The following is a 21,675-nucleotide window of genomic DNA, read 5'->3' as shown; positions in this document are numbered from 1 at the left end:
GCGTCCCCGGGTGGGTTCCATGGCAGACAATCGCATCGCCATCATCGGCACCGGTCTCATCGGCACGTCCATCGGCCTCGGGCTCGCCGCCCGCCCGAACCGGAACTACGAACTCGTCGGCATCGACCGGGACCGGGCCGCGGCGCGYACGGCGAAGAAGCTCGGGGCGCTCGACCGCGAGGTCGGCTCGCTGGAAGAGGCGGTCGAACGCGCCGGGCTCGTCATCATCGCGACGCCCGTGATGGCCGCCCGCCGCATCCTCGAGGACCTCGGCCGCTTCCTCATGCCCGGCGCCGTCGTGACGGACGTCTGCAGCACGAAGGCGGAAGTGATGCGCTGGGCCGCCGAATACCTGCCCGAAACGGCGCACTTCGTCGGCGGCCACCCGATGGCCGGCAAGGAGAAGAGCGGACCTGAAGCCGCGTCGGCCAGCCTCTTCGAAGGCGCCACCTGGGCGGTCACGCCATCGCCCCGGGCCGACGAGCGGGCCGTCCAGGCCGTCCTCGGCCTGGTCGAGACGCTCGGCGCCATCCCGCTCTACATCGACCCTGCCGAGCACGACCAGTACGCCGCCGCCGTCAGCCACGTCCCGCTCATCGCCTCCGTGGCGCTCTTCCGGATGGTCCGCGACAGCCAGGGCTGGGAGGATGCGGCGCTCCTCGCCGGCCCGGGATTCCGGGACATGACCCGGCTCGCCAGCGGCGACCCCACGATGGCGCGGGACATCATGCTCACCAACCGCGAGGCCGTGCTCCACTGGATCGGCCGCCTCGAGGCGGAGCTGCGCACCATCCGCACAGCGCTCGAATCCGGCGCCGAGCCCGTCTACGACCTCTTCTACTCGACCCAGCTCGACCGCGACACGTTCATCCAAAACCCGCCGCAGCGCCGCCGGCCCGAAGGCGCCGAACCGCCGTCGGCGCGCGACGCGATCGGCCGCATGTTCGTCGGCGGCCTCTACGACAAGATCAAGGAGGCCTCGGACCGGCTCCCGGCCGCCCCGCGCGACGACCGCGAGCTGAAGCGGAAGCTCGGCATCGAGGACGAACGGCCGTGAAGGTGTCGCGCCCGGCCGCCGTCCGCGCCGTCATCGACGTCCCGCCGGACAAGTCCATCTCCCACCGCGCGCTCATCTTCAACGCCATCGCCGACGGCGCAGCGGTCATCGAAGGCATCCTCGATTCCGAGGACGTGCGCTCCACGGCGCGCTGCCTCGCCGCGCTCGGCGTCCCCATCGAATGGCCGGAAGGCTCCTCCGCGGCGCGCGTGACCGGGCAGGGCCTCCACGGCCTGTTCGAAAGCGACGACGTCCTCGACTGCGGCAACAGCGGCACCACCATGCGCCTCCTGCTCGGACTGCTCGCCGGCCACCCGCTGCTCTCGGTCCTCACCGGCGACGCCTCGCTCCGCTCCCGGCCTATGGCCCGCGTCATCCAGCCGCTGCGCGAAATGGGCGCCGCGCTCATGGCGCGCAAGGGCGACACGCTCGCCCCGGTGGTCGTGAAGGGCGGCCGTCTTCGCGGTATCCGCTACGCAAGTCCCGTGGCCAGTGCGCAGGTCAAGTCCGCCATCCTGCTCGCGGGTCTCTATGCCGAGGGTGAGACCGCGGTGACCGAGCCGGGCCGCTCCCGCGACCACACCGAACGGATGCTGGCCGCCATGGGCGCACCGATCGAAGCCGAAGGCGCCGCCGTGCGCATCCGGCCGGCCGAACGCCTCGCGGCGCTCTCCCTTCGCGTCCCCGGCGATATCTCCAGCGCGGCGCCGTGGCTCGTCCTCGCTGCCTGCCACCCGGATGCGGAGATCGTCCTCCGGGGCGTCAACGTCAACCCGACCCGCACCGGGCTGCTCGACATCCTCCGCGCCATGGGCGCCGACCTCGAACTGCTCGAAGAGCGGGAAACCGGCGGCGAACCCGTCGCGGACATCGCCGTCCGCTCGAGCAGCCTGCGCGCCACGACGGTGTCCGGCGAGCTGGTGCCGCGCGCCATCGACGAACTCCCCCTCGTCGCCCTCGCGGCCTGCTTCGCCGACGGGACGACGGTCGTTCGCGACGCCGCCGAGCTGCGCGTCAAGGAATCCGACCGCGTGCGGACCGTCGTCGAGACGCTCTCCCGGATGGGCGCCGACATCCGCGAACTCGAGGACGGGTTCGAGGTCCGCGGGCCGGTGCGGCTGAGCGGCGCCCGGCTGAGCGGGCGCGGCGACCACCGCATCGGCATGCTCGCCGCCATCGCGGGAAGCCTCGCCGACGGCGAGACGACCGTCTCCGACGACGCCGTCGCCGTGTCCTACCGCAGCTTCTGGGAGCACCTCGCGCAGGCTGCCCCGGGCGGAGTCGCTGCCCGGTGAGCGCGAAGCCGCTGGTCATCGTGCTCCACGGCCCTTCCGGCGTGGGCAAGGATTCGGTCATCGACCGCCTCCGCGAACGGCTCGGCATCCACCGCGCCACGAGTTCGACGACACGCCCGCCCCGCCCCGGCGAGATCGATGGCGTCCACTACCACTTCCTCACCGAGCCCGAATTCCGGAGGAAAATCGAAGCCGGCGAGTTCGCGGAATGGGCGGACGTGTACGGCGACCTCAAGGGCGTCGAGCGCCGCGAAATCGAACCGTTCCTCGCCTCCGGGCAGGACGTCATCATCCGGACCGACGTGCAGGGGGCCCGCACGTGGCGCCGAAAACTGGAAGGGGCCGTGTTCATCTTCCTCACAGCCGAGGACCGGGAGGTGCTGCGCGCCCGCCTCGCCGCCCGCGGCAGCGAAGACCCCGAGAGCCTCGCCCGGCGGCTCGCCGCGCTCGAAGAGGAGCTCGCCGACATCCCGAACAACGACTACGTCGTCATCAACCGTCACGGCCGGCTCGAGGAAGCGGTGGACGAGATCGCCGGCATCATCGCACGGGAGCGCTGCAACCCGGACCGGCCACCCGCCCGCCTCATCGCGTAGCGCTCCCGGCCGGCCGTACCTAAGATGCGCGCAACCCCTGCACACGGAGTTCGCGCGTGGACCCTTCGCTCGCCCGCATGTTCAGCCTCGACGGCAAAGTCGCCCTCGTGACCGGCGCTTCGAGCGGGCTCGGCGTCGCCTTCGCGCGCGGGCTCGCGCGCGCCGGCGCGAACGTCGTCGTCACCGCCCGCCGGCAGGAGCTCATCGAACAGACCGCATCGATGCTGCGCGGGTTCGGTGTTGAAGCAGAAGCGTACCCCGCCGACATCACCGATGAGGAGCAGTTCGAGCAGCTGTTCGCGCGCGCCGTCGAGCGCTTCGGCCGCCTCGACATCATGGTGAACAACGCCGGCTACACCGACCGCTCCGGCCTGCGGCACGACCTGGGCAGCTTCAAACGGATGCGCTCCGTCGTCGAGCTCGACCTGCTGGCGACGATCAACGGCTGCCGCCTCGCGGCGCGGCAGATGCTGGCCCAGGGCACGGGCGGCGTCATCATCAACATCAGCTCGATCCTCGGCCGGGTCGGCAGCGAGTTCCGCGCCGCCTCGTACCACGCGGCGAAGGGCGGCGTCGATGCCCTGACCCGCGTGCTCGCGCTCGAGTATGCCCGCGAGGGCATCCGGGTGAACGCCATCGCGCCGTCCTACTTCGACGGCACCGAACTGATGGGCAAGGTATTCGAATCGACGCCCGGCACGCGTTTCCRGGCCGAATCCCGGACCCCGATGGGCCGGCTGGGGCAGCCGGAGGACCTCGAAGGCGCAATCGTCTACCTCGCCTCCGATGCTGCGAAGTTCGTGACCGGCCACATCCTCTACGTCGACGGCGGCTGGACCGCGGGTGGCGGCTACCACCAGATCGCGCCGCCGTGGGAGACGGAGCCGGGCCACCAGCGCCTCGCCTGACCGCCTGCCGGTCCGCCCGCGCAGACGAACGAACAGCCCTGCCGGGTTCGGCAGGGCTGTTCAGGTGATTCGAAGCTGGCGACCCCGAGCGGATTCGAACCGCCGATCTCCACCTTGACAGGGTGGCATGTTAGACCGCTACACCACGGGGCCGAAGCTTCCTCATCGTACGGGCCGCCCGTCTCCCGGGCAAGCCTCGGGGGCCCCGGCCCCGACCCCTTCCAGCGCCGCGCGCGCCGCCGCGAAGATCGCCCGGGCAGCCTCGGCGCCGGGGCAGTGGTTCTCCACGGGCCTCCCGTCCCATGTGCCGTAGACGCGGGTGAAAAGGCCGCGGCCGCCGCGCGCGAGCCGGGTCTCGGCATCGTCCAGCGCCGCGCGCTCGGCATCGCTCGGCTGCCACCCGGCGGCGTCGCCTGCCGTCCAGCAGCACGACGCGAGCAGGGCGGCCACCGAGTCGACCCCGGCCAGCACCTCGGATGCGCCCGGACCGTCGAGGCGCCCCGCCGCCTGCGCCTCCCGCACGATGGCGGAGGCCGCCGTCAGCCACGCCTCGGCTGGCGGAAGACCCGGCGGCATGCGCCTCCGCAGGGCCGCGGGGTCGAACAGCTCGGTGAGGTTCGCCGCCGCCGCGACGACGCGCGCCGGCAGGCCCGGCGGCACCTTCGAGACCAGCACGCGGTCGTCCCGGACGGCGACCACCCGCCGCCCGTGACCGGGCCCGAGCAGGTCGTCGAGCCAGCGCGCGACCTCGGTTTCCCGGCCGCCGCTCGTCAGTGGGTCACCGCTGCGGGGAGCGTCTTGGCCTCGGCGACCCACTTCTCGACCGCCGAGAGGGACGGCGCCTGGCGGACGAGCTTCTTCGCCTCGTTCACCTCCAGCAGCTTCGCATGGAGATTCTCCGGGCGCCGCTGCGCCAGCTCCTTCACGCTGTCGACCCCGGCCGCCTCGAGCAGGTCCGAGTACTCCGATCCGATGCCTTTGACGCGCATCAAGTCCGCCCGGTTGACCCATTCGAGCACCTTCGCAGTTGTGACGCCAACCCTCTCAGCGACCTGCTCGCGGCCCTTCGCCGTACCCGCCTGCTCCAGCAGCGCCTCAGTGGTCGGGATGCCCGCCGCCTCGAGCTTCGCCGCGTACGTCGGGCCGATGCCTTCGATCTCGATGATTTTCGCCATGGTCAGCTGCTCCTTGCCCGGGTTGGGCGGCGTCATCGTACGCCCCCGGCACCCGCCGCGCCCGCACGTTATCGCCGGCACGAATGGTTGCGCCGGGAACCGGCGGGGGAGGTCACTGGAGGTACTGAGGAGCGCCCGCGAGACGCTCCAGCTCGTCGATCGTGAGGTGCCCGGGTCCCCGGCCCTCGGCGGCGACCCGGGCGGCGAGTTCCCGGACGATACGGTTCGCCGGCGTCGGGACGCCGTGCAGCATCCCGAGCATCACGATTTCGCCGTTGAGGTAGTCGACTTCGGTGACGGTATGGCCGCGCAGCACGCTCTGGAGCGTCGAGCTCCCGCTGCGCTGCTCGCCGGCGACCGGGACCGACCGGTAGTGCGCCGTGACCCGCTCGCGGTACTCGTCCGGGCTCACGGCGGAGATGCCGGCCGCGCGGAAGGCCGCCTCCCCTTCGGCGCGGAGCCGCTCGAGGAACCGCCCGACCGCACCCCCGGCGCCCCACGAGCTGCCGCCGAGCAGGACGTCCACGCCGTTGCCTAGGTTGAGGAGCAGCTTCCGGTACTTCAGCGCCATCACATCCGGGACGGCGTCGCTGCGGAACCCGGCGCCGTCGAGCGCCCGGCAGACAGCCCGGATGGTGTCGTCGACGCCGGCCGGGAAACGCCCGGCGTGCAGGCAGCCGCTGAGCGGCGCGCCCGAGGCAGTCACGACGCCCGGCTCGAGGTGCGTCGCCGGCAGCGCGACGAGCATCCCATAGACGCGCCGGAAACGCCGCGCAGCCAGCCGCTCGTTCTCGACGCCGTTTTGCGCACAGACCACCGGGATGTCCGGCCCGGCACGCCGTTCGAGGTCAGCGAGCGCCGCCGCGGTGTCCTGCGTCTTCATGCACAGCAGCACGACATCGCCGGGCCGCCAGTCGACATCGGCGGGCCGCTCCGCGGCGGGAATCCGCAGCAGGTGCTCGCCCCCGGGCGTTCGGAACCGGAGGCCGCGCTCGCGAATCGCGTCGAGGTGCGCGCCCCGCGCGATGAGGACGACCTCCTCACCGGCAAGGTGGAGCCGCGCGCCGATGGTCCCGCCGATGGCCCCTGCGCCGTAGATGACGAACCGCATCAGCCGGGTCCCCGTTCGACGGTCTCCGCGGTCGACGCCGGTTCGGTCCGCTCACCGCCTGGGCGGAAGGCCATCACCGCCGCCTGCGCCGCGACCAGGCCGAGCCCGGCGAACAGGACGAAATCACCGGCGGAGTAGATGTTCGTTCCGTAAAGCGGCAGGTCGACGATGAACCGGTCGGAAAGCCAGTAGAACCGGATGTCCTCCCGCCGGAGGACGACGTCCTTCCCGTGGTTGGTCTGGCGGCCGATGTCGGCCTCCGTGATTTCCGGGAACGCGCCGGAGCGCTGGAGGATAGCGAAGTCAATCGGCATCGCGCCGCCGTGGGCGGCCATCGGGAGCAGGTTCATGAGGATGCCCGCCGACACCAGCCATGCCCCGAAGAACCGGCGAAAGTGGAGCGCCATCAGGGCGAGGGCGGCCGTCGTGACGAGGAACAGGCTGCGGCGGAGCGCGCCGGCTGCACCATCGAGCGGCATGAACGAAATCGCCAGCTGCTGCGCGATGAAGATGACCGCCGCTGCGCCAAGCACGAACAAATCGCCCGCATGGCGTTTCATGCGGGCGATTGTCTCGGATTCGGCAGCTGCGTGCAGGGACTCCCTGCGCGCCGGTTTACCAGGACTGGTACGGGGCCGCGCCCGCGAGGGCGATCACGGCGAGCGCCGAAACGGAGATGGCGAGGGTGACGAGGCGGCGGGTCATCTGCGAGTTCCTCCGGGAACGGTTTGTCGCCCCGGAAGGTAATGACCCGGTTCTTACGAAATTCTCGCGAGAGGGCCGGCCGGCTGAGAACTACACCGCGACGCCGGCGGCGATGGCTGCCCGCAGCTCGAAAAACCGCTCCGGCAGAGGCTCACCGAGCTCCTGCTCATACAGCTCGGCGTACTGGTCGATGAAGTGGAGCGCCTGCACCGCCTGGCCGGCGCGGCTCCGGTAGCGCGCCAGTTCGTAGGCCGCCTCTTCGTTGAAGCGGTCGCTGCGCAGGATGCGCTCGAGGCAGAGGACGGCGGCCTCGAAATCCTTGCGGGCGGCGAAGTACCCGGCCAGCGCCGCGAGCGAGGAGTGGGCCTGTTCGTGGAGCCGCGCCCGGCGCGCCGCCGCCCACTCCGATTCGAAAACTTCCGCGAACGGCCCTTCGTACAGCTCGAGCGCCTCCTGGAATGCGAGCGCCCGCTCCTTGCTGCCGGGCTCCGCCTGGTGGGCCCGCTCGATCGCCGCCTCGAAGCGCTCGACGTCCCACTCGAACTGCCCCTCGGGGTTGAGCAGGTACGCGCCGTCTTGCTTCACGACGCACTCGGCATAGAGCGCCCGCCGCAGCCGGTACAGGTTGGAGTGGAACGCGGAGTTGCACTTCTCGCGCGGCAGCTCCGGGTAGAGCATTTCGACAGCCTGCTCCTTGCGGATGCCGCTCCGGTGCGCCAGCAGCAGGAAGAACAGCTCCTTCGCCCGGAGGCTCGCCCACTGCTCGTCCGTCACCTGCCGGCCGCCGACCGTCACCGCGACGCGGCCGAGGCTGCGGGCGACCACCCGCGGGAACCGGCCCGCCGAGGGCTCGGACGGCGCCTCCCCGGCGTCGCTGCTGACGAGGAAGCTCTGCCGCTCGAGGATGTCCCGGAACCAGCGGCCGGCGGCCGGCCGGGACGCGGCCCACTGGGCGAACATCGGGTTCTCGCGCACGAGCGGGACAAGCACGTTGGTCATCCACGGCTGACGGATCGCGGCCGCGCACTTCGCGAGCGACTCCTGCGCCTCCGCGCGCCGGTTCAGCCGGAACTGCGCCATAGCGGTCCGATACCAGGCTGCCGCGGCGAACGGAGCGACGTCCATCTGTTCGAAGGCGCCTGCAGCCTCCCCGGCAAGACGCTCAGCGACGAGCGCGTTGCCGGCGGCGAGGTCGACGGCCGCCTGCCGCAGCTTGCAGTACGCGATTTCGTACTGGTTTCCGGAGGCGAGGGCGACCAGCATCGCGCGGCGGGCGAAGAAATCGGCCTGCTGCAAGTCGCCCTGACCCAGGAAGGCAGCCGAGAGGCCGGCGATCGCGAGCGCCGCGAGCGTTTCGTCGAGCGCCTCCGTCGCGCAGATGCGGATTGCCTCTTCGAAGTGCTCCTGCGCCTTTTTGAAGTGACCGAGCGCCAGCTCGGCATCGCCGAGCGACCCGGTGGCGTAGGCGACGTTGCGGCGGTTCCCGCAGGAGATGCCCTCCGCCACCGCCTCTTCGAGCACCGCGACTGCACTCTTGAAGTCGCCGGCGTCGAGGTGCGCCATGCCGAGGTTGTTCAGGGTCCAGCCGAGGTTCGATGAGCGGCCGAGCGCCCGCCAGCCCTGGGCTGCGCGGGTCAGCATCGTCACCGCCGCGGGCGCATCGCCGTGCATCGCAAGCGCCTGCCCGAGCGTCGACCGCGCGAGGAGGTCGAGCGGGCTCACGTGATGGCGCTCCGCCTCGTCGATGGCGTCACGGAGCAGCTCCTCAGCGCGCGGGAAATTCCGTGTCACGCTCAGCTCGATCTCCGCCCGCTGGTAGACCACTTCGGCCCGGAGCGCCGGGTCGCCTTCCCAGTCGAGCGCCCGGAGATGGTCAGCCTCGCGCTGCATCTCCTCCAGGCGCCCGAGCAGCCGAAGCGCGCGCAGCCGCGCGAGGTGCGCGTGCACCCGCGCCGGGCCCCGCACCGCCCGGTCGCGCAGCACCAGCCCGGCGATGCGCAGCGCTTCATCCGGGTCGCCGACGTGCGCCTCCGTGCGGGCCTTCAATGCGGCCAGGAGCGGCCGCCGGTCGAGCGTTGCGAGTCCGACGGCGTCGAACGCCTCCTTCAGCAGCGAGAACGACCCGCGGAGGATGAGCTCGTGGCCGTGCGCTTCGAGCAGCCCGGCCAGCTGCAGCTCCGAGCCCTGCGCGCGAGCGAGTTCGACCGCCTCGGCGGTGCGGCCCGACCGAACGAGCGCGCTGAGCACGCCGTCGAGGGCATCGTGGAAGCCCTCCGGGTCGTTCGCCGCGAAATCGGCCGCGATGAACTGGCGGAGCAGCGGATTGAGGCGGAACTCGCGCGGCGAGAGGTGCTCGCAGAGGAAGTCCCGGCGGTTCATCCACGCCACGAGCTCGCGCCAGGCGCGCAGCCCGAACTCGAGCTCGACCGCCGACCGCTCGATCGATGGCAGGAGCGACAGCCGGTGGAGCATGCTCCGCAGTCCCGGCGGGACCCGTTCCCATACCTCCGCCGCCAGGTAGCGGTCGAAATCTGCCGCCGTCACACCGGCGACGGCATCTCCGGCGAGGGTCGCCATCACGCCGACCGGCCATCCGGCCGTCTGCTCGAGCACCCGGCGCGCATCCGCCGCGGCTGCCATCGCGCCGATCGCCGACGCGATTTCTTCGACGTCGAAGGCGAGCGTCTCGCGGCCCACGATGGCGATGTCGCCGGTCGCCAGCCGTTCGTTGAGCGAAGGCACGAACGGCATTTCGCGGCCGCAGAGCACCAGCTCGTGCCCGCCCTGCATCGCGTCGATGAGCCACCCGAGGAGCTGCAGCGACTCGTGCGATTCGGCGAGTTCGTGGACGTTGTCGAGCACCAGCAGCAGCGGGCGCTCGCACGCCGCACCGGCGTCGTACACCGCGGCGTTCACGTAGGCTTGCAGGTCGCTCAGCTTGAGCGCGGTGGGCGGCGGCGGCGCCAGCACGTTCCGGGCAAGCGCCGCGCCGAGCTGATGGGCGAAGGCCTCCGGCGCGCGGGCGGTCGCATCGAGCGTGAGCCACCGCGGCTCGAAGTCGAGCTCCTCGAGCGCCATGGCGACCGCCGTCGTTTTCCCGTACCCGGGCGGCGCGACGACCGCGATGACCCCGTTTCCCACGGCGCGGTGCAATGCGCTGACCACCCGCGGGCGCGCGACGACCCGCCGCGGCAGCCGGGGTATGGCAAACCGGCCGCCGGGGCTGGCCTTCGGCCGCGCGGGGGGCAGCAGCGTCGCCGTCATCCGATGCCGGAATGGTACGCCCGGCCCCTCAGATTCGCCAGTGGCGCTCCGGTTGACGTTTGCACACCGCCCGGTGTTATGGTGAGGCGGCCAGCGCCCCCGCTGTTGGTGATGTCATGAGATGGTCCTTCCTGCCGGCGCTCGCCGCCGGCGTCCTGCTCCTCGTCGCCGCCGCCGCGCCGCGCGAGTCGGCTCGCGCCGCCGGCCCCTGCGGGACCCCGCACGACGCGCTCGATGCGCAGGAGCAGCAGTTCCTGCAGCTCATCCAGGCGTGGCGGGACCAGAACGTCAGCCCTTCGACGCCGCTCCAGGTATCGGGCGCGCTGAATGCCGCCGCGGCGTGGTTCGCCCAGTGGCAGGTGGACAACGGCGCCCCGGGCGGCCACGGCGACAGCTTCGGCCGCAACTGGGCGCAGCGGGCCCTCGATTGCGGCTATACAGGCACGACCTCCGGCGGCACGCCCTACGCCTACGGCAGCGGAGAAGGCATCCGCGCCTACGCCAGCAGCCAGCCGATCCTCGGTCAGCGCCGCGCAGGCCGCGGCCGACATGGCCTACCCCGGGAGCGGCATCTGGGCTTCCACGCCTTCGGCGTCGCTGCCGTTCAAGTGCGTCGGCGCCGGCCGGGCCGCAAGCAGCGACGGCCGCCGGGTCGCCTGGGTCGTGGTCATCGCCCAGTACCCGGCGAACCAGCCGTGCCCCGGCGCCGCAGCCTCCGTCCCGGCAGCGACCCCGACTTCGACGGCCAGCGCGACGCCCTCGCCGACCCCGACCCGGACACCGTCGCCGACGCCGAGCCCGACACCGACGCCATCACCCACGCCGCTCCCCCGGCAGGACGGCGCAGCGGTCACGCTCTGGGCGGGCTGGAACCTCGTGATGCTCCCGGCGGGGCCGGTCGAGGCCGTCCTCGCACGGGCGACTGGCTGCTACGACGCCGTGTACCAGTTCGACGGCGCCCGCTGGCACCGGTACATCCCGGGCGCACCGGGGTACGTCAATTCCCTCGGGACGCTCGACGGCGGCCCGGCCTGGGTCCAGGGCACGGGCCGCAACTGCGGGTTGATCCTGCTCTGAGGTGCCGCGCTTCGGCTACAGGGCGCCCGGGAGGACGCTGAAGCCCGGGGAGTTCGCGATGGCCTGGCCGAGGGTGACCAGCGCGGCCACGCAGGCCAGGGCGATGAGCGCGAGAATGAGCGCGTACTCGGCAAGGCCCTGCCCCGTTTCGTCGTCCGCCCTCGCGACGCGGGCGCCCAGCCAGGTGGCGAATCGTTTCATGCCGGCAATCCCCCGGTAGTCTCTCCCTGCATCGAGGTTCGGCCGCCGCCGCAGGTTTCAACCGGTCGGGCGCGGGAAAGAATGCGTAACGCTGCCGTGAACCGCGTTGCTGCTCAGGAGACGCCGGCGCGCGCCCGGCCGGCAGCGCAGGCCGCGGCCGCCGCGCCCGGCACGTCGGTAATCACCGTGGTGACACCGGCCGCCCAGAGCCGGGCGAGCGTGGCCTCGAGCGGGTCGCGCGCCTTGAGCGTCCACGCTGCGAGCTCGATGCCCCGCTGCGCCAGCTCCTCGCCGAGCAGCACGCCGAGCTCCGCCATCCGGAGGACCGTCCCGATGTCGACCATCCACTCGCGGGCCGCCGGCACCATCCCGTGCAGCTCGTCGATGCGCGCTTCGAGGTAGTCGCGCGCGGACGTGTAGGGATTGCGCGCGAGCGGCGAATCATCCCAGAAGCCGTGGAGGCCCCGCTGGCGGGGGTACGGCGCCTGCCGCCGGCCGGCCGTGTAGTTGAGGAACAGGGTCGGGTCGAACGCGACCGGCACCGCGGAGAGCTTGCGGAGGTTCCACGGCGACTGCGACCCGACGATGACATTGGCACCCAGCGGCCGAAGCGCCGTTTCGAGCGCGTGGACTCGCGCCGGCGAAATCGGCCGGTTCAGCTTCAGATCGACCTGCAGCATCGTCCCCGACCCGGCCACGGCCTCCACGACCTCGTCGAGGAACGCGAGCGGCTCGCCCGTCTTGCGGTAGGTGATGGCCCGGAGGCTCAGCGCGGGCAGCTCAGCGATGGAGCCGGCCCCCGTGGAGTGGCGTTCGAGGGTGCCGTCGTGGTAGCACACCATCCGGTCGTCGGCCGTGAACCGGACGTCGACCTCGAGCCGCGGAACCCCGGCCTCGACACATTCGCGAACGGCCGCGAGGGAGTTCGGCGCGTGCTTCCCGCTCAGGGTCGCCGAATGACAGCAGAAGACGCGCCGGCGGCCGAGCACGGCAGGAGCCAATGCCTCGCGCAACCATTCGTCGTCGGCGCCCACGGTTCGAGCGTACCGGGCAGCGCGTTAACGTGCGAGGGAGATACGGTCTGGCCCTCTTTGCGGATGCTGGACCGGGCGGGCGCGCCGCGGTAACGTAAACGCAGCGGTTATTGGCAAGTCGCGCAGTTGCCGCGACGCGAAAGGCCCGTGATATACTCCCGCGCGTCCTGAGGGGGCCGCTAGCTCAACTGGCAGAGCAGCTGACTCTTAATCAGCCGGTTGGAGGTTCGAGTCCTCCGCGGCTCACCAGCTCCCTGTTCGACCGCCGGGCTGCCACGCGGCCGCCCGGGCACTTCGTGGGGAAGTGTCGGAATCGGCAGACGAGCATGACTTAGGATCATGTGCCGCAAGGCGTAGGAGTTCGAGTCTCCTCTTCCCCACCACTCGGACCCCGCCCCATGGCCATCACCGGTCTTGCCGGCCACGCCGGGCGCGAAAGGAGAAGGGATGCCGCTACTCGAGGTCAAAGACCTGCGAACGTACTTCTACACGCAGGAGGGCGTCGTCAAAGCCGTCGACGGCACCTCCTACGTGGTGGAAGAAGGAGAAACGCTCGGGCTCGTCGGCGAATCCGGCTGCGGGAAGAGCGTCTCCGCGCTCTCCATCCTTCGCCTGATTCCGCAGCCCCCCGGCAAGATCGTCTCCGGCGAAATCATCTTCAAGGGGCGCGACCTCCTGAAGCTGGATGAGGACGAAATCCGGAAGATCCGCGGCAATGAGATCGCCATGGTCTTCCAGGAGCCGATGACGTCGCTCAACCCGGTCCTCACCATCGGCCGCCAGCTCACCGAGACGCTCGAGCTCCACATGGACCTCCACGGGCAGGCCGCCCGCAACCGGGCCGCCGAGCTGCTGGAGATGGTCGGCATCCCGGAGGCGAAGCGCCGGCTCGACGACTACCCGCACCAGTTCTCCGGCGGCATGCGCCAGCGCGTGATGATCGCCATGGCGATGAGCTGCAACCCGAAGCTCCTCCTCGCCGATGAGCCGACCACCGCGCTCGACGTGACCATCCAGGCCCAGATCCTCGAGGTCATGAACCGCCTCAGCCGGGAGTTCGGCACCGCCGTCATCATCATCACGCACAACCTCGGCGTGGTCGCCCGCTACGCGGACCGCGTGAACGTGATGTACGCCGGCCGCGTCATCGAGACCGCGTCGGCCGTCGAGCTCTACCGGAACCCGAAGCACCCCTATACCGTCGGCCTGCTCAACTCCGTCCCGCGGCTCGACGAGACGCGCAAGGAGAAGCTCATCCCCATCGAGGGCCTCCCGCCGGACCTCGCACACCTGCCGCCGGGCTGCCCGTTCTATCCTCGCTGCGCCTGGCGCGTCGACAAGTGCCGCGAGGAGTACCCGCCGTTCAACCTCGTGGGCGAAAAGCACTACGCCGCCTGCTGGGAATCTGATCGTGTCCGCCGGGAGGTGCCCGTTGGCGCAGCAAACTAGCTCCACCACGCGAGAGGGCCGCGCCGCCATCGGCGATACGCTCGTCAAAGTCGACAACCTGAAGGTTTACTTCCCCGTCACCTCCGGCATCATCTTCCAGCGGAAGGTCGCCGACGTCCGCGCCGTCGACGAGATTTCGTTCGAAATCCGCCGCGGCGAGACCCTCGGCCTTGTCGGCGAATCGGGCTGCGGCAAGAGCACGACGGGCAAGGCGATCCTCCAGCTCACCCGGCCGACCGCCGGCTCGGTGGTCTTCGACGGCACCGACCTGACGAAAATCAAGGGCGGCGAACTCCGCCGCTTCCGCCGCCGCATGCAGATGATCTTCCAGGACCCCTACGCGAGCCTGAACCCGCGCATGTCCGTGGGCAGCATCATCAGCGAGCCGCTGACCATCCACAAGCTCGCCAGCGGCAAGGAGAAGAAGGAGCGCGTCCAGCAGCTCCTCCAGACGGTCGGCCTGAACCCGTACTTCGCCAACCGCTTCCCCCACGAGTTCTCCGGCGGGCAGCGCCAGCGCATCGGCATCGCCCGCGCCCTCGCCGTCGAACCGGACTTCATCGTCTGCGACGAGCCCGTCTCGGCGCTCGACGTCTCCATCCAGGCCCAGATCATCAACCTCCTGCAGGACCTGCAGGACCAGTTCGGCCTCACCTATCTGTTCATCGCCCACGACCTCTCCGTCGTCCGCCACATCTCGGACCGCGTCGGGGTCATGTACCTCGGCCACATGATGGAGCTCACCGACCGCGACTCCATCTTCGAAAACCCGCTCCACCCGTACACGAAGGCGCTACTCTCGGCGGTCCCGATCCCGGACCCGGACGTGGAGCGGAAGCGCGAACGGATCATCCTCCTGGGCGATGTGCCGAGCCCGCTTCGGCCGCCGCCCGGCTGCGTCTTCCACACCCGCTGCCCGATCGCCATCGACGAATGCCGCGCCCGCCGGCCGGACTGGCGGAACGTCGGCACCGCCGACCGCGAGCACTGGGTCTGGTGCCACCGGGTCTAAGCCCGGGCACTTCGTCGAATTCGAAACGGAAGGGGGCCGACGTTCGGCCCCCTTCGTGCGTCTGCAGCGAGCGGGGCGGTTTACACCGCGGCCGGCTCGAGCGCCCGGTTGACGCGCGGCAGCACTTCGCGCGCCAGCAGCTCCATCGACTGCCGCCACGGACCGGGGGCGTCGGCGTAATCGAACCCGAGCACGAGCAGCGTGCCGAAGCCGCCGACCTCCCGGTGCATCGCCAGCAGCTTCTCGGTCACCGTCTCCACCGACCCGACGAGCCAGCCGTGGTCGACGAAGTACTCCGGCGTGAGGTCAGCGGCCGAAATCGACGAGTCCGCCGTCATCCACTGGGCGAAGTCGAATGCCCGGAAGAGCGGCAGCAGGTACTCCCGCTCCTGCCGGCCCATGTTGCCCTCCAGGCACCAGCGCCGGGCTTCGGCGTCGGTCTCGCCGACGAAGACTTCGCGCACGATGCGCCAGCTCGCCCGGTCGGCCGGCCGCCCCGCGGCGAGCGCCGACTCTTCGTACACGTCCCAGTGCGTCTTGATGTAGTGCGGGCTGAGGTTCAGGCTCATCGGGATGAAGCCGCGCTCCCCGGCGAGCTTGAGCGTGTCGGACCGCGGGCTGAGCCCGGCGATGCCGATCGGCGGATGCGGCTTCTGGTACGGCTTCAGGTGGTGGTACAGGAGGCCGTCCACCATCGGCGGCGGCACGTGGACCGTCCAGTACTTCCCCTCGTACCGCATCTCACCGTCCGCCTCCCAGATGCGGAGGATGATGTCGAGGGCCTCCGCCGTCATGCGGCGATTCTCACCAGATGCGCCGTCGACATCGAACAGGTGCCAGTCGGAGGGGAGACCGCTCGAACCCACACCGAACATGAACCGCCCCTGCGCCAGGTGGTCGAGGTAGGCGACCCGCGCTGCGAGCTCGGCCGGGTGGTGGTACGGCAGCAGGTGGGCGCCCGGCGCGAGCTTGATGCGCGACGTCTGGAGCAGCGCCTGGGCGATGAGGAGGTCGGGCGCCGGAACCGGCTCCCAGATGGCGGTGAAGTGTTCGCCGATCCACGCCTCGGCGAACCCCAGCTCGTCGGCCCAGCGGATCATCTGCAAGTCCCACTGGGCGCCATCGAACGGAGACCGCTCCGGCGGATGGGTCGGCATCATGAACAGTCCGAGTTGCATGGTCACCTCCGCCGGCCATGCTATCGCACGATAGACGCATTCGATGCCTGCGATGCAAAAACTTTGACGAACGTCAAGGTGTCGGAGTCGCGACAGGCGTGACGCCCGGGGGCGTTGCGGTCGCGGGCATCGGCGGCATCTCGGTCGGACCGGCTGTCGGCGTCGCGGGGGGCGACGGGCTCGGCGACGGCGACGGGCTGGGGGAGGGTGTCGCCGTCGGGCTCGGCGCGGGCGTCGGGGAGGGAGCCGGCGTCGGCGTCGGCTGCGGTGCGCTGGTGGGGACCGGTGTCGGAGCAGGAGGCTGACTGCTTCCCCCGCCATCGGTCAGCAGGGCGGCCAGCAGCACGCCCGCGCCCGCGGCGAACATCAGGACGCCGACCACCGCGATGACCGTGAACCAGCCGGCGCCAGAACCCCTGCGGCGGGCGGGCGGCGCCGGTGCGCGCGGCACCCTCGCCGTCGTGTGCCGCCGCAGCTCCGGCGGGCGGCCCGGCGGCGCGGCGATCGGCGCGGCAGCGGACGGCACAGCGGGTACGGACGCGAGGGCGGCGCCGAAGGCGCGCAGGTCCGGGTAGCGCGCCGAGGGTTCGACAGCAAGCCCGCGCGCCAGCACCGCCTCGAACGCTGCCGAAGCGCCCGGGGCGAACCGCCGAAGGGGCGGCGCAGGCGCAGCCAGCCGCTGGCCGGCGACCGCCGCCGGCGAACTCCCGGCCCAGGGCAGCCGCCCGGCGGCGGCCTCGTAGAGCGTCAGCGCCAGCGCGTACTGGTCCGAGGCCGGCGAGGGCGCCGAGCCCTGGATGACTTCCGGCGCGAGGTACGCGATTGTCCCCAGCAGGTCGTTCGCCATCGCGGGCGAGAGCGTCCGTCCGAGCGTCTCGGCCACGCCGAAATCGGCCAGTTTCGCCGCCCCGTGTTCGTTCACGAGGATGTTCTCCGGCTTGACGTCCCCATGCACGATGCCCTGCTCGTGGGCGTAGGCGAGGGCCGCTGCGACCTGCCGGCCGAGCCGGAGCGCTTCCTGTTCGGTGAGCCGGCCCTGCGCGGCGATGAGCTGGCGCAGGGTGTACCCGTGGACGTATTCGGTGACGATGTACCGCCGGCCTTCGTGCTCGCCGGCATCGTAGACGGCCACGATGTTGGGATGCTGGAGCCGCGCGACGACCCGCGCTTCGCGTTCGAAGGCGGCGACGGCCTCCGGGTCGATCGCTTCCGTGAGCGACGCATGGAGCGCCTTGAGCGCGACCCACCGCCCAAGCCGAAGGTCTTCGGCGAGCCACACCTCGGCCATGCCGCCGGTTCCGAGCAAGCGCTCGAGGCGGTATCGTCCGTCTACGATGTCCGCTGCAGAGAGCGTCAGGTGAACCTCCAGCAGGCGCTTTCGCGGGAGCGGGCGGCCGAGGCGGCGCTCCTGGCCGGGCCGCTGGCGCTGCTGCTCCTCGGCTGGCGGGCGCTCGCGGCGAGCGGCTTCGAACTGCCCGGCGGCATGGTTCGCATCGTAGCGCAGGCCGCGCTTTGTCTCATCGCGATGCACCTGGCGCTGCGCGCCCTCGCGCCGCGCGCCCGGCCGGAAGTGCTGCCTGCCGTTGCCCTGCTGGCCCTGCTCGGCGTCGTCTTCGTCGCCCGCCTCGCGCCGGCGTCAGCCGCCCAGCAGGCGAACTGGCTCGCGCTCGGCGTCGTCGCGTTCGCAGCGGGCCTCGCGGCGGGGCGCATGCCGGCCCGTCTCCGCGCTCTCACCTACACGAGCGGCCTGGCCGCCGTCGCCGTCCTCGTCGTGACCGGCCTCATCGGCCAGACCATCAATGGCGCCCGGCTCTGGGTCCGCATCGCCGGGCAGTCCGTCCAGACCACCGAGTTCATCAAAGCGTTCCTCATCCTCTTCCTCGCCGGCTACCTCGCCGACGCCGGGGGTGCGCTGTCGCGGCCGGTGGACCGGCTCGCCGCAGCCCGGGTTCCCGGGGCAGCGTACGTCCTGCCGCTTGCCCTCGTGCTCGCCGGCGCGGTCGCCGCGCTCGCGCTCCTGCGCGACCTCGGGTCGATTGCGCTGCTCCTGCTCCTCGCCATCGCGATGCTGTACCTGGCCACCGGGCGGGTCCGCTTCGCTGCCGCCGGCCTGGCGATGGTCCTCGCGACCGGCATCATCGGCTACGCCGTCTTCGGCCACGTCCAGGCCCGGGTCGACGCCTGGCTCGACCCGCGCGCCGACCCGGCGGGCAGCGGCTACCAGTCGCTCCAGGCGACGTACGCCATCAACGCCGGGGGCGTCGTTGGAGTCGGGCTCGGCCGCGGCATGCCGACGGTCGTGCCGGCAGCGTCCACCGATTATGTCTTTACTGCCGTCGCCGAAGAGCTGGGGCTCGCCGGAGCTGCGGGCGTGGTCCTCGCCTACGCCGTGCTGCTCCATGCCGGCCTGCGCATCGCCGCCGAACAATCCGGCACCTACGAGCGCTACCTCGCTGCCGCCATCGCGCTGCTCATCGCCATCCAGGCGGCCGTCATCATCGCCGGGAACCTCCGGCTCATCCCGACGACCGGCATCACGCTGCCGTTCGTCAGCTACGGCGGGTCGAGCCTCGTGGTCAACCTCGGGCTCGCCGGGCTCCTGCTCGGCCTCTCACACACGGCCCGCGCCGGCCGCCGCTGACCGGCGGCGCTACAGGCGCACGAGCCGCACGTTGTAGATGCCGTCGATCGCTTCGACCTGCGCCAGCTGCTCGGCGGTGGGCTCCTCGTCGACGGCGATGAGCATCAGGGCCCGCCCGCGGCGCKCCCGCCGGCCGACCTGCATCGACTGGATGTTGATGTCGAACTGGCCCAGCAGCGTCCCGACCCGGCCGATCATGCCCGGGCGGTCTTCGTTGTCGCAGACGATGATGCACATGCCGCGCTCGGGGGCGATGTCGACGTCGAGGCCGTTGATGAGCACGATGCGCGGCTGCCCGCGCTCCACCGTGCCCGACACCGCGACCTCCGCCTCGCTCGTCTTCACCTTCACGCTCACGAGGTTGAGGAACACCTCGTGGGATGCCCGCGTCGTTTCCCGGATATCCCACCCGCGGCTCGTCGCGATGAGGTGGGCGTTGACGATGTTGACGTTCTCCTCGCTGATGGGACGCAGGAGGCCGCGAATCACGGCTGCCCGCAGCGGCGTCGTGTCGTGCTCGGTGATTTCACCGTAGTACTCGATATCGATCGCCTCGAGCTTGCCGGTGACGAGCTGGGTCGCGACCATCCCGAGCTGCTCGGCGACGCCCATGTAGGGCGCCACCACCTGCAGCGTCTCCGGCGCGAGGAGCGGGGCGTTTACCGCGTAGCGGGCTGGCCTGCCTTCCAGCACGTCGACGATCTGCTCTGCGACATCGATCGCGACCCGCTCCTGCGCTTCGGCGGTCGACGCGCCGAGGTGCGGCGTGGTGATGATGCGGGGGTCGCCAAGGAGGGGGTTATCGGCGGGCGGCGGCTCGGCGGTGAAGACGTCGACGGCCGCCCCGGCCACCTTGCCGCTTCGCACGGCCTCCGCGAGCGCGGCTTCGTCGATGATGCCGCCCCGCGCGACGTTGATGATGCGCACCCCGTCCTTCATCTTGGCGATTTCGGCTGCGCCGATCATCCCCTGCGTCGCAGCCGTTAGCGGCGGGTGCACCGAGATGAAATCGGAAAGCATGAGCAGCTGCTCGAAGTCCACCGATTCCACGCCGAGGGCCCGCGCGCGCTCCACCGGCACGAACGGGTCGACGGCGAGCACCCGCATCTCCATCGCAACCGCCCTGCGGGCCACCTCCGAGCCGATTTTCCCGAGGCCGACGATGCCGAGCGTCTTCCCCCGCACTTCGGTCCCGATGTAGCTCTTCCGGTCCCACTTGCCCGCGCGCATCGAGGCGTCGGCCTGCGGGATGTGGCGCGCGAGCGCCATCAGCAGCGCGATGGTGTGCTCCGCCGCCGCGACCGTGTTCCCCTGCGGCGCATTCACGACGATGACGCCGCGCTCCGTCGCTGCGTCCAGGTCGATGTTGTCGACGCCGACGCCCGCGCGCCCGATGACCTGGAGCTTCGCCGCCGCCTCGATGACGGGCCGCGTCACCTTCGTTTCGCTTCGCACGACGAGCGCGTCGTACTCCGGGATGGCCGCAATGAGCGAGTCCTGCGGCAGACCGGTGCGAACGTCCACCTCGGCGACGCGCCGGAGCAGTTCGATGCCTTCGGGCGCGACCGGGTCGGCGATGAGGACACGGGGACGGCGTGACTCTGACATGGGCTGCAGCTTCTCCTTGAGCGTGGCGAGCGCGAGTTCGATGGGCGGCGGGATGCGCGTCTTGCCTGCTTCCCAGCGGCTGACCGTGCCCTGGTCGACGCCGAGCGCCTCCGCCATGGCGCTCTGCGAGAGACCGAGGGCCGTCCGCGCCGCGACGAACTCTTCCGGGGTCATCGTGCTATGCAGTATGCATGACGAAGCCGGCCTATGCAAACTGCATAGGCCGGCACGGTCGTCGCCCGCTGATGCCCGTTAGACCTTTGCCCCGGCTTCCGCGAGCAGCTTCTCCACGACGTCGAGCGCCTCGGCGACTTCTGCCTGGTGCACCCAGCCGAGGTGGCCGACACGGAAGATTTTGCCCTCGAGCTTGCCCTGGCCGCCGCCGAGCACGACGCCGAACTCCTCGCGGGCGCGGCGGCTGATGGCCTTGCCGTCCACGCCGTCCGGCCACCAGACGGCGGTGACGGTGTTCGACGCATACCGCTCGTCCACGGGGACGAGCTTCAGCCCCATCGCCTTCACCCGCTCGCGGGTATAGTTCCCGATCGCCTCATGACGGGTGAAGATGCCCTCCAGCCCCTCCGCCCGCATCAGTTCGAACGCCTTGTCGAGCGCGTAGTAGACCGACATCGCAGGCGTCCACGGGTTCTGCAGCTTGGCGAGCGAATCGCGCGTCTTGGCGGCGTCGAAATAGTAGCGCGGCATCTTCGCCTCGGCGTTCGCGGCCCACGCGCGCTCGCTCATGTAGACGAACGCGAGCCCCGGCGGCACCATCCAGCCCTTCTGCGAGCCGCTGACCACGACGTCCAGCCCCCAGCGCTCGACCGGGCAGGGGATGGAGCTCATGCTGCTCACGGCATCGACGAGGATCAGCCGGTCCCGCGCGCGAACCTCTTTCGCGATCGCCTCGAGCGGGTTCGTCACGCCCGTCGACGTCTCGTTGTGGGTCACGAGGACGGCCTTGATGGACGGGTCCTCATCCAGCATCCGCGCGATGACCGCCGGGTCGGCCGCCTCGCCCCATTCGGTCGCATAGCTGACGACGTCGGCGCCGTAGGCCTTCGCAATCGACTTGAACCGGTCCCCGAACGAGCCGATCGAGACGGAGAGGACGCGGTCGCCGGGGCTCAGCGTGTTGACGACTGCCACTTCGAGGCCGCCCGTGCCGGAGGTCGTGAACGAGAGAACATCGGTCGAGCTGCCGAACACCCAGTTCAGCCCATCCGTGACGCGGCGGAGGATCTGGGCGAACTCCGGGCCGCGGTGGTTCATCATCTGCATCGCGCCCGCGGCGAGGACCTCCTCGGGGCAGGGCGTCGGGCCRGGGATGCGCAGGTTCACAATCGTCTCCGGGGGAAGATGGT

At 71.0% G+C, this 21,675-nt stretch carries 19 protein-coding genes and 3 tRNA genes; 10 read left to right on the top strand and 12 right to left on the bottom strand.

Annotation, left to right across the window (positions count from 1 at the left end; all coding sequences use genetic code 11):
• The first annotated feature begins 19 nt into the window (after positions 1–19).
• The 4 genes from O0235_RS13465 to O0235_RS13450 are packed head-to-tail and all read left to right on the top strand — an operon-like array spanning position 20 to position 3,856.
• Positions 20–1,057 (top strand): prephenate dehydrogenase, encoded by a 1,038-nt coding sequence (locus O0235_RS13465; RefSeq protein WP_270056289.1) that lies wholly within the window; start codon positions 20–22, stop codon positions 1,055–1,057.
• Positions 1,054–2,352, top strand: coding sequence for a 3-phosphoshikimate 1-carboxyvinyltransferase (gene aroA / locus O0235_RS13460; protein ID WP_270056288.1), 1,299 nt, complete (start codon positions 1,054–1,056; stop codon positions 2,350–2,352). The genes O0235_RS13465 and aroA overlap by 4 nt, the downstream gene beginning before the upstream one ends.
• Positions 2,349–2,948 (top strand): guanylate kinase, encoded by a 600-nt coding sequence (gene gmk, locus O0235_RS13455; RefSeq protein WP_270056287.1) that lies wholly within the window; start codon positions 2,349–2,351, stop codon positions 2,946–2,948. The genes aroA and gmk overlap by 4 nt, the downstream gene beginning before the upstream one ends.
• A 56-nt stretch (positions 2,949–3,004) precedes the next feature.
• Complete coding sequence (locus O0235_RS13450) at positions 3,005–3,856, top strand: SDR family NAD(P)-dependent oxidoreductase (protein ID WP_270056286.1); 852 nt, start codon at positions 3,005–3,007, stop codon at positions 3,854–3,856.
• A 76-nt stretch (positions 3,857–3,932) separates the two neighbouring features.
• Here the strand turns inward: O0235_RS13450 and O0235_RS13445 are convergent.
• The 6 genes from O0235_RS13445 to O0235_RS13420 form a co-directional block, all read right to left on the bottom strand.
• Positions 3,933–4,009: transfer RNA gene (locus O0235_RS13445), tRNA-Asp, on the bottom strand.
• A 9-nt stretch (positions 4,010–4,018) separates the two neighbouring features.
• A complete protein-coding gene (locus O0235_RS13440; protein ID WP_270056285.1) occupies positions 4,019–4,555 on the bottom strand; it encodes a hypothetical protein in 537 nt (178 codons plus the stop codon).
• Positions 4,556–4,626: 71 nt separating this feature from the next.
• Positions 4,627–5,031 carry a DUF4332 domain-containing protein gene (locus O0235_RS13435; RefSeq protein WP_373324450.1) on the bottom strand — a complete coding sequence of 135 codons (405 nt, stop codon included), beginning with the start codon at positions 5,029–5,031 and terminating at the stop codon, positions 4,627–4,629.
• A 112-nt stretch (positions 5,032–5,143) separates the two neighbouring features.
• Positions 5,144–6,142, bottom strand: a complete 999-nt coding sequence (locus O0235_RS13430) for a ketopantoate reductase family protein (protein ID WP_270056283.1) — start codon at positions 6,140–6,142, stop codon at positions 5,144–5,146.
• The gene (locus O0235_RS13425; protein ID WP_270056282.1) at positions 6,142–6,702 is read right to left on the bottom strand and encodes a DUF5317 family protein; all 561 of its coding nucleotides are present in this window, start codon (positions 6,700–6,702) and stop codon (positions 6,142–6,144) included. The genes O0235_RS13430 and O0235_RS13425 overlap by 1 nt, the downstream gene beginning before the upstream one ends.
• Before the next feature lie 235 nt (positions 6,703–6,937).
• A complete protein-coding gene (locus O0235_RS13420; RefSeq protein ID WP_270056281.1) occupies positions 6,938–10,111 on the bottom strand; it encodes an AfsR/SARP family transcriptional regulator in 3,174 nt (1,057 codons plus the stop codon).
• 549 nt (positions 10,112–10,660) lie between these two features.
• Here O0235_RS13420 and O0235_RS13415 point away from each other — a divergent pair.
• Entirely contained in the window at positions 10,661–11,188 is a 528-nt protein-coding gene (locus tag O0235_RS13415) for a hypothetical protein (protein ID WP_270056280.1), read from the top strand.
• A 15-nt stretch (positions 11,189–11,203) separates the two neighbouring features.
• Here O0235_RS13415 and O0235_RS13410 read toward each other — a convergent pair whose 3' ends face one another.
• On the bottom strand, positions 11,204–11,389 hold the full coding sequence (locus O0235_RS13410) for a hypothetical protein (RefSeq protein WP_270056279.1): 186 nt from the start codon (positions 11,387–11,389) through the stop codon (positions 11,204–11,206).
• A 113-nt stretch (positions 11,390–11,502) separates the two neighbouring features.
• Positions 11,503–12,423, bottom strand: coding sequence for a glycerophosphodiester phosphodiesterase (locus tag O0235_RS13405; RefSeq protein ID WP_270056278.1), 921 nt, complete (start codon positions 12,421–12,423; stop codon positions 11,503–11,505).
• A gap of 173 nt (positions 12,424–12,596) precedes the next feature.
• On the opposite strand from O0235_RS13405, the gene O0235_RS13400 reads away from it, so the two are divergent.
• From O0235_RS13400 to O0235_RS13385, 4 genes are all read left to right on the top strand, one after another.
• Positions 12,597–12,672 (top strand) — tRNA-Lys (locus O0235_RS13400).
• 49 nt (positions 12,673–12,721) lie between these two features.
• A tRNA-Leu gene (locus O0235_RS13395) sits at positions 12,722–12,806 on the top strand.
• 64 nt (positions 12,807–12,870) lie between these two features.
• Positions 12,871–13,872, top strand: coding sequence for an ABC transporter ATP-binding protein (locus O0235_RS13390; protein WP_270056277.1), 1,002 nt, complete (start codon positions 12,871–12,873; stop codon positions 13,870–13,872).
• Positions 13,856–14,884, top strand: a complete 1,029-nt coding sequence (locus tag O0235_RS13385; protein WP_270056276.1) for an ABC transporter ATP-binding protein — start codon at positions 13,856–13,858, stop codon at positions 14,882–14,884. The genes O0235_RS13390 and O0235_RS13385 overlap by 17 nt, the downstream gene beginning before the upstream one ends.
• Before the next feature lie 80 nt (positions 14,885–14,964).
• Here O0235_RS13385 and O0235_RS13380 read toward each other — a convergent pair whose 3' ends face one another.
• Positions 14,965–16,062, bottom strand: a complete 1,098-nt coding sequence (locus O0235_RS13380; protein ID WP_270058079.1) for an LLM class flavin-dependent oxidoreductase — start codon at positions 16,060–16,062, stop codon at positions 14,965–14,967.
• Positions 16,063–16,135: 73 nt separating this feature from the next.
• Positions 16,136–17,398, bottom strand: a complete 1,263-nt coding sequence (locus O0235_RS13375; RefSeq protein WP_270058078.1) for a serine/threonine-protein kinase — start codon at positions 17,396–17,398, stop codon at positions 16,136–16,138.
• Positions 17,399–17,419: 21 nt separating this feature from the next.
• On the opposite strand from O0235_RS13375, the gene O0235_RS13370 reads away from it, so the two are divergent.
• Positions 17,420–18,703, top strand: a complete 1,284-nt coding sequence (locus O0235_RS13370; RefSeq protein ID WP_270056275.1) for an FtsW/RodA/SpoVE family cell cycle protein — start codon at positions 17,420–17,422, stop codon at positions 18,701–18,703.
• 9 nt (positions 18,704–18,712) lie between these two features.
• Here the strand turns inward: O0235_RS13370 and serA are convergent, their stop codons facing one another.
• The gene (gene serA, locus O0235_RS13365; RefSeq protein ID WP_270056274.1) at positions 18,713–20,485 is read right to left on the bottom strand and encodes a phosphoglycerate dehydrogenase; all 1,773 of its coding nucleotides are present in this window, start codon (positions 20,483–20,485) and stop codon (positions 18,713–18,715) included.
• 78 nt (positions 20,486–20,563) lie between these two features.
• On the bottom strand, positions 20,564–21,652 hold the full coding sequence (locus O0235_RS13360; RefSeq protein WP_270056273.1) for a pyridoxal-phosphate-dependent aminotransferase family protein: 1,089 nt from the start codon (positions 21,650–21,652) through the stop codon (positions 20,564–20,566).
• Positions 21,653–21,675 lie beyond the last annotated feature (23 nt).

The sequence above is a fragment of the Tepidiforma flava genome (genome assembly GCF_027594505.1).
Classification (GTDB): Bacteria; Chloroflexota; Dehalococcoidia; order Tepidiformales; family Tepidiformaceae; genus Tepidiforma; species Tepidiforma flava.
The sequence above is the reverse complement of the archived record's forward strand: the minus strand, read 5'-3'. Positions and strand labels throughout refer to the sequence as shown.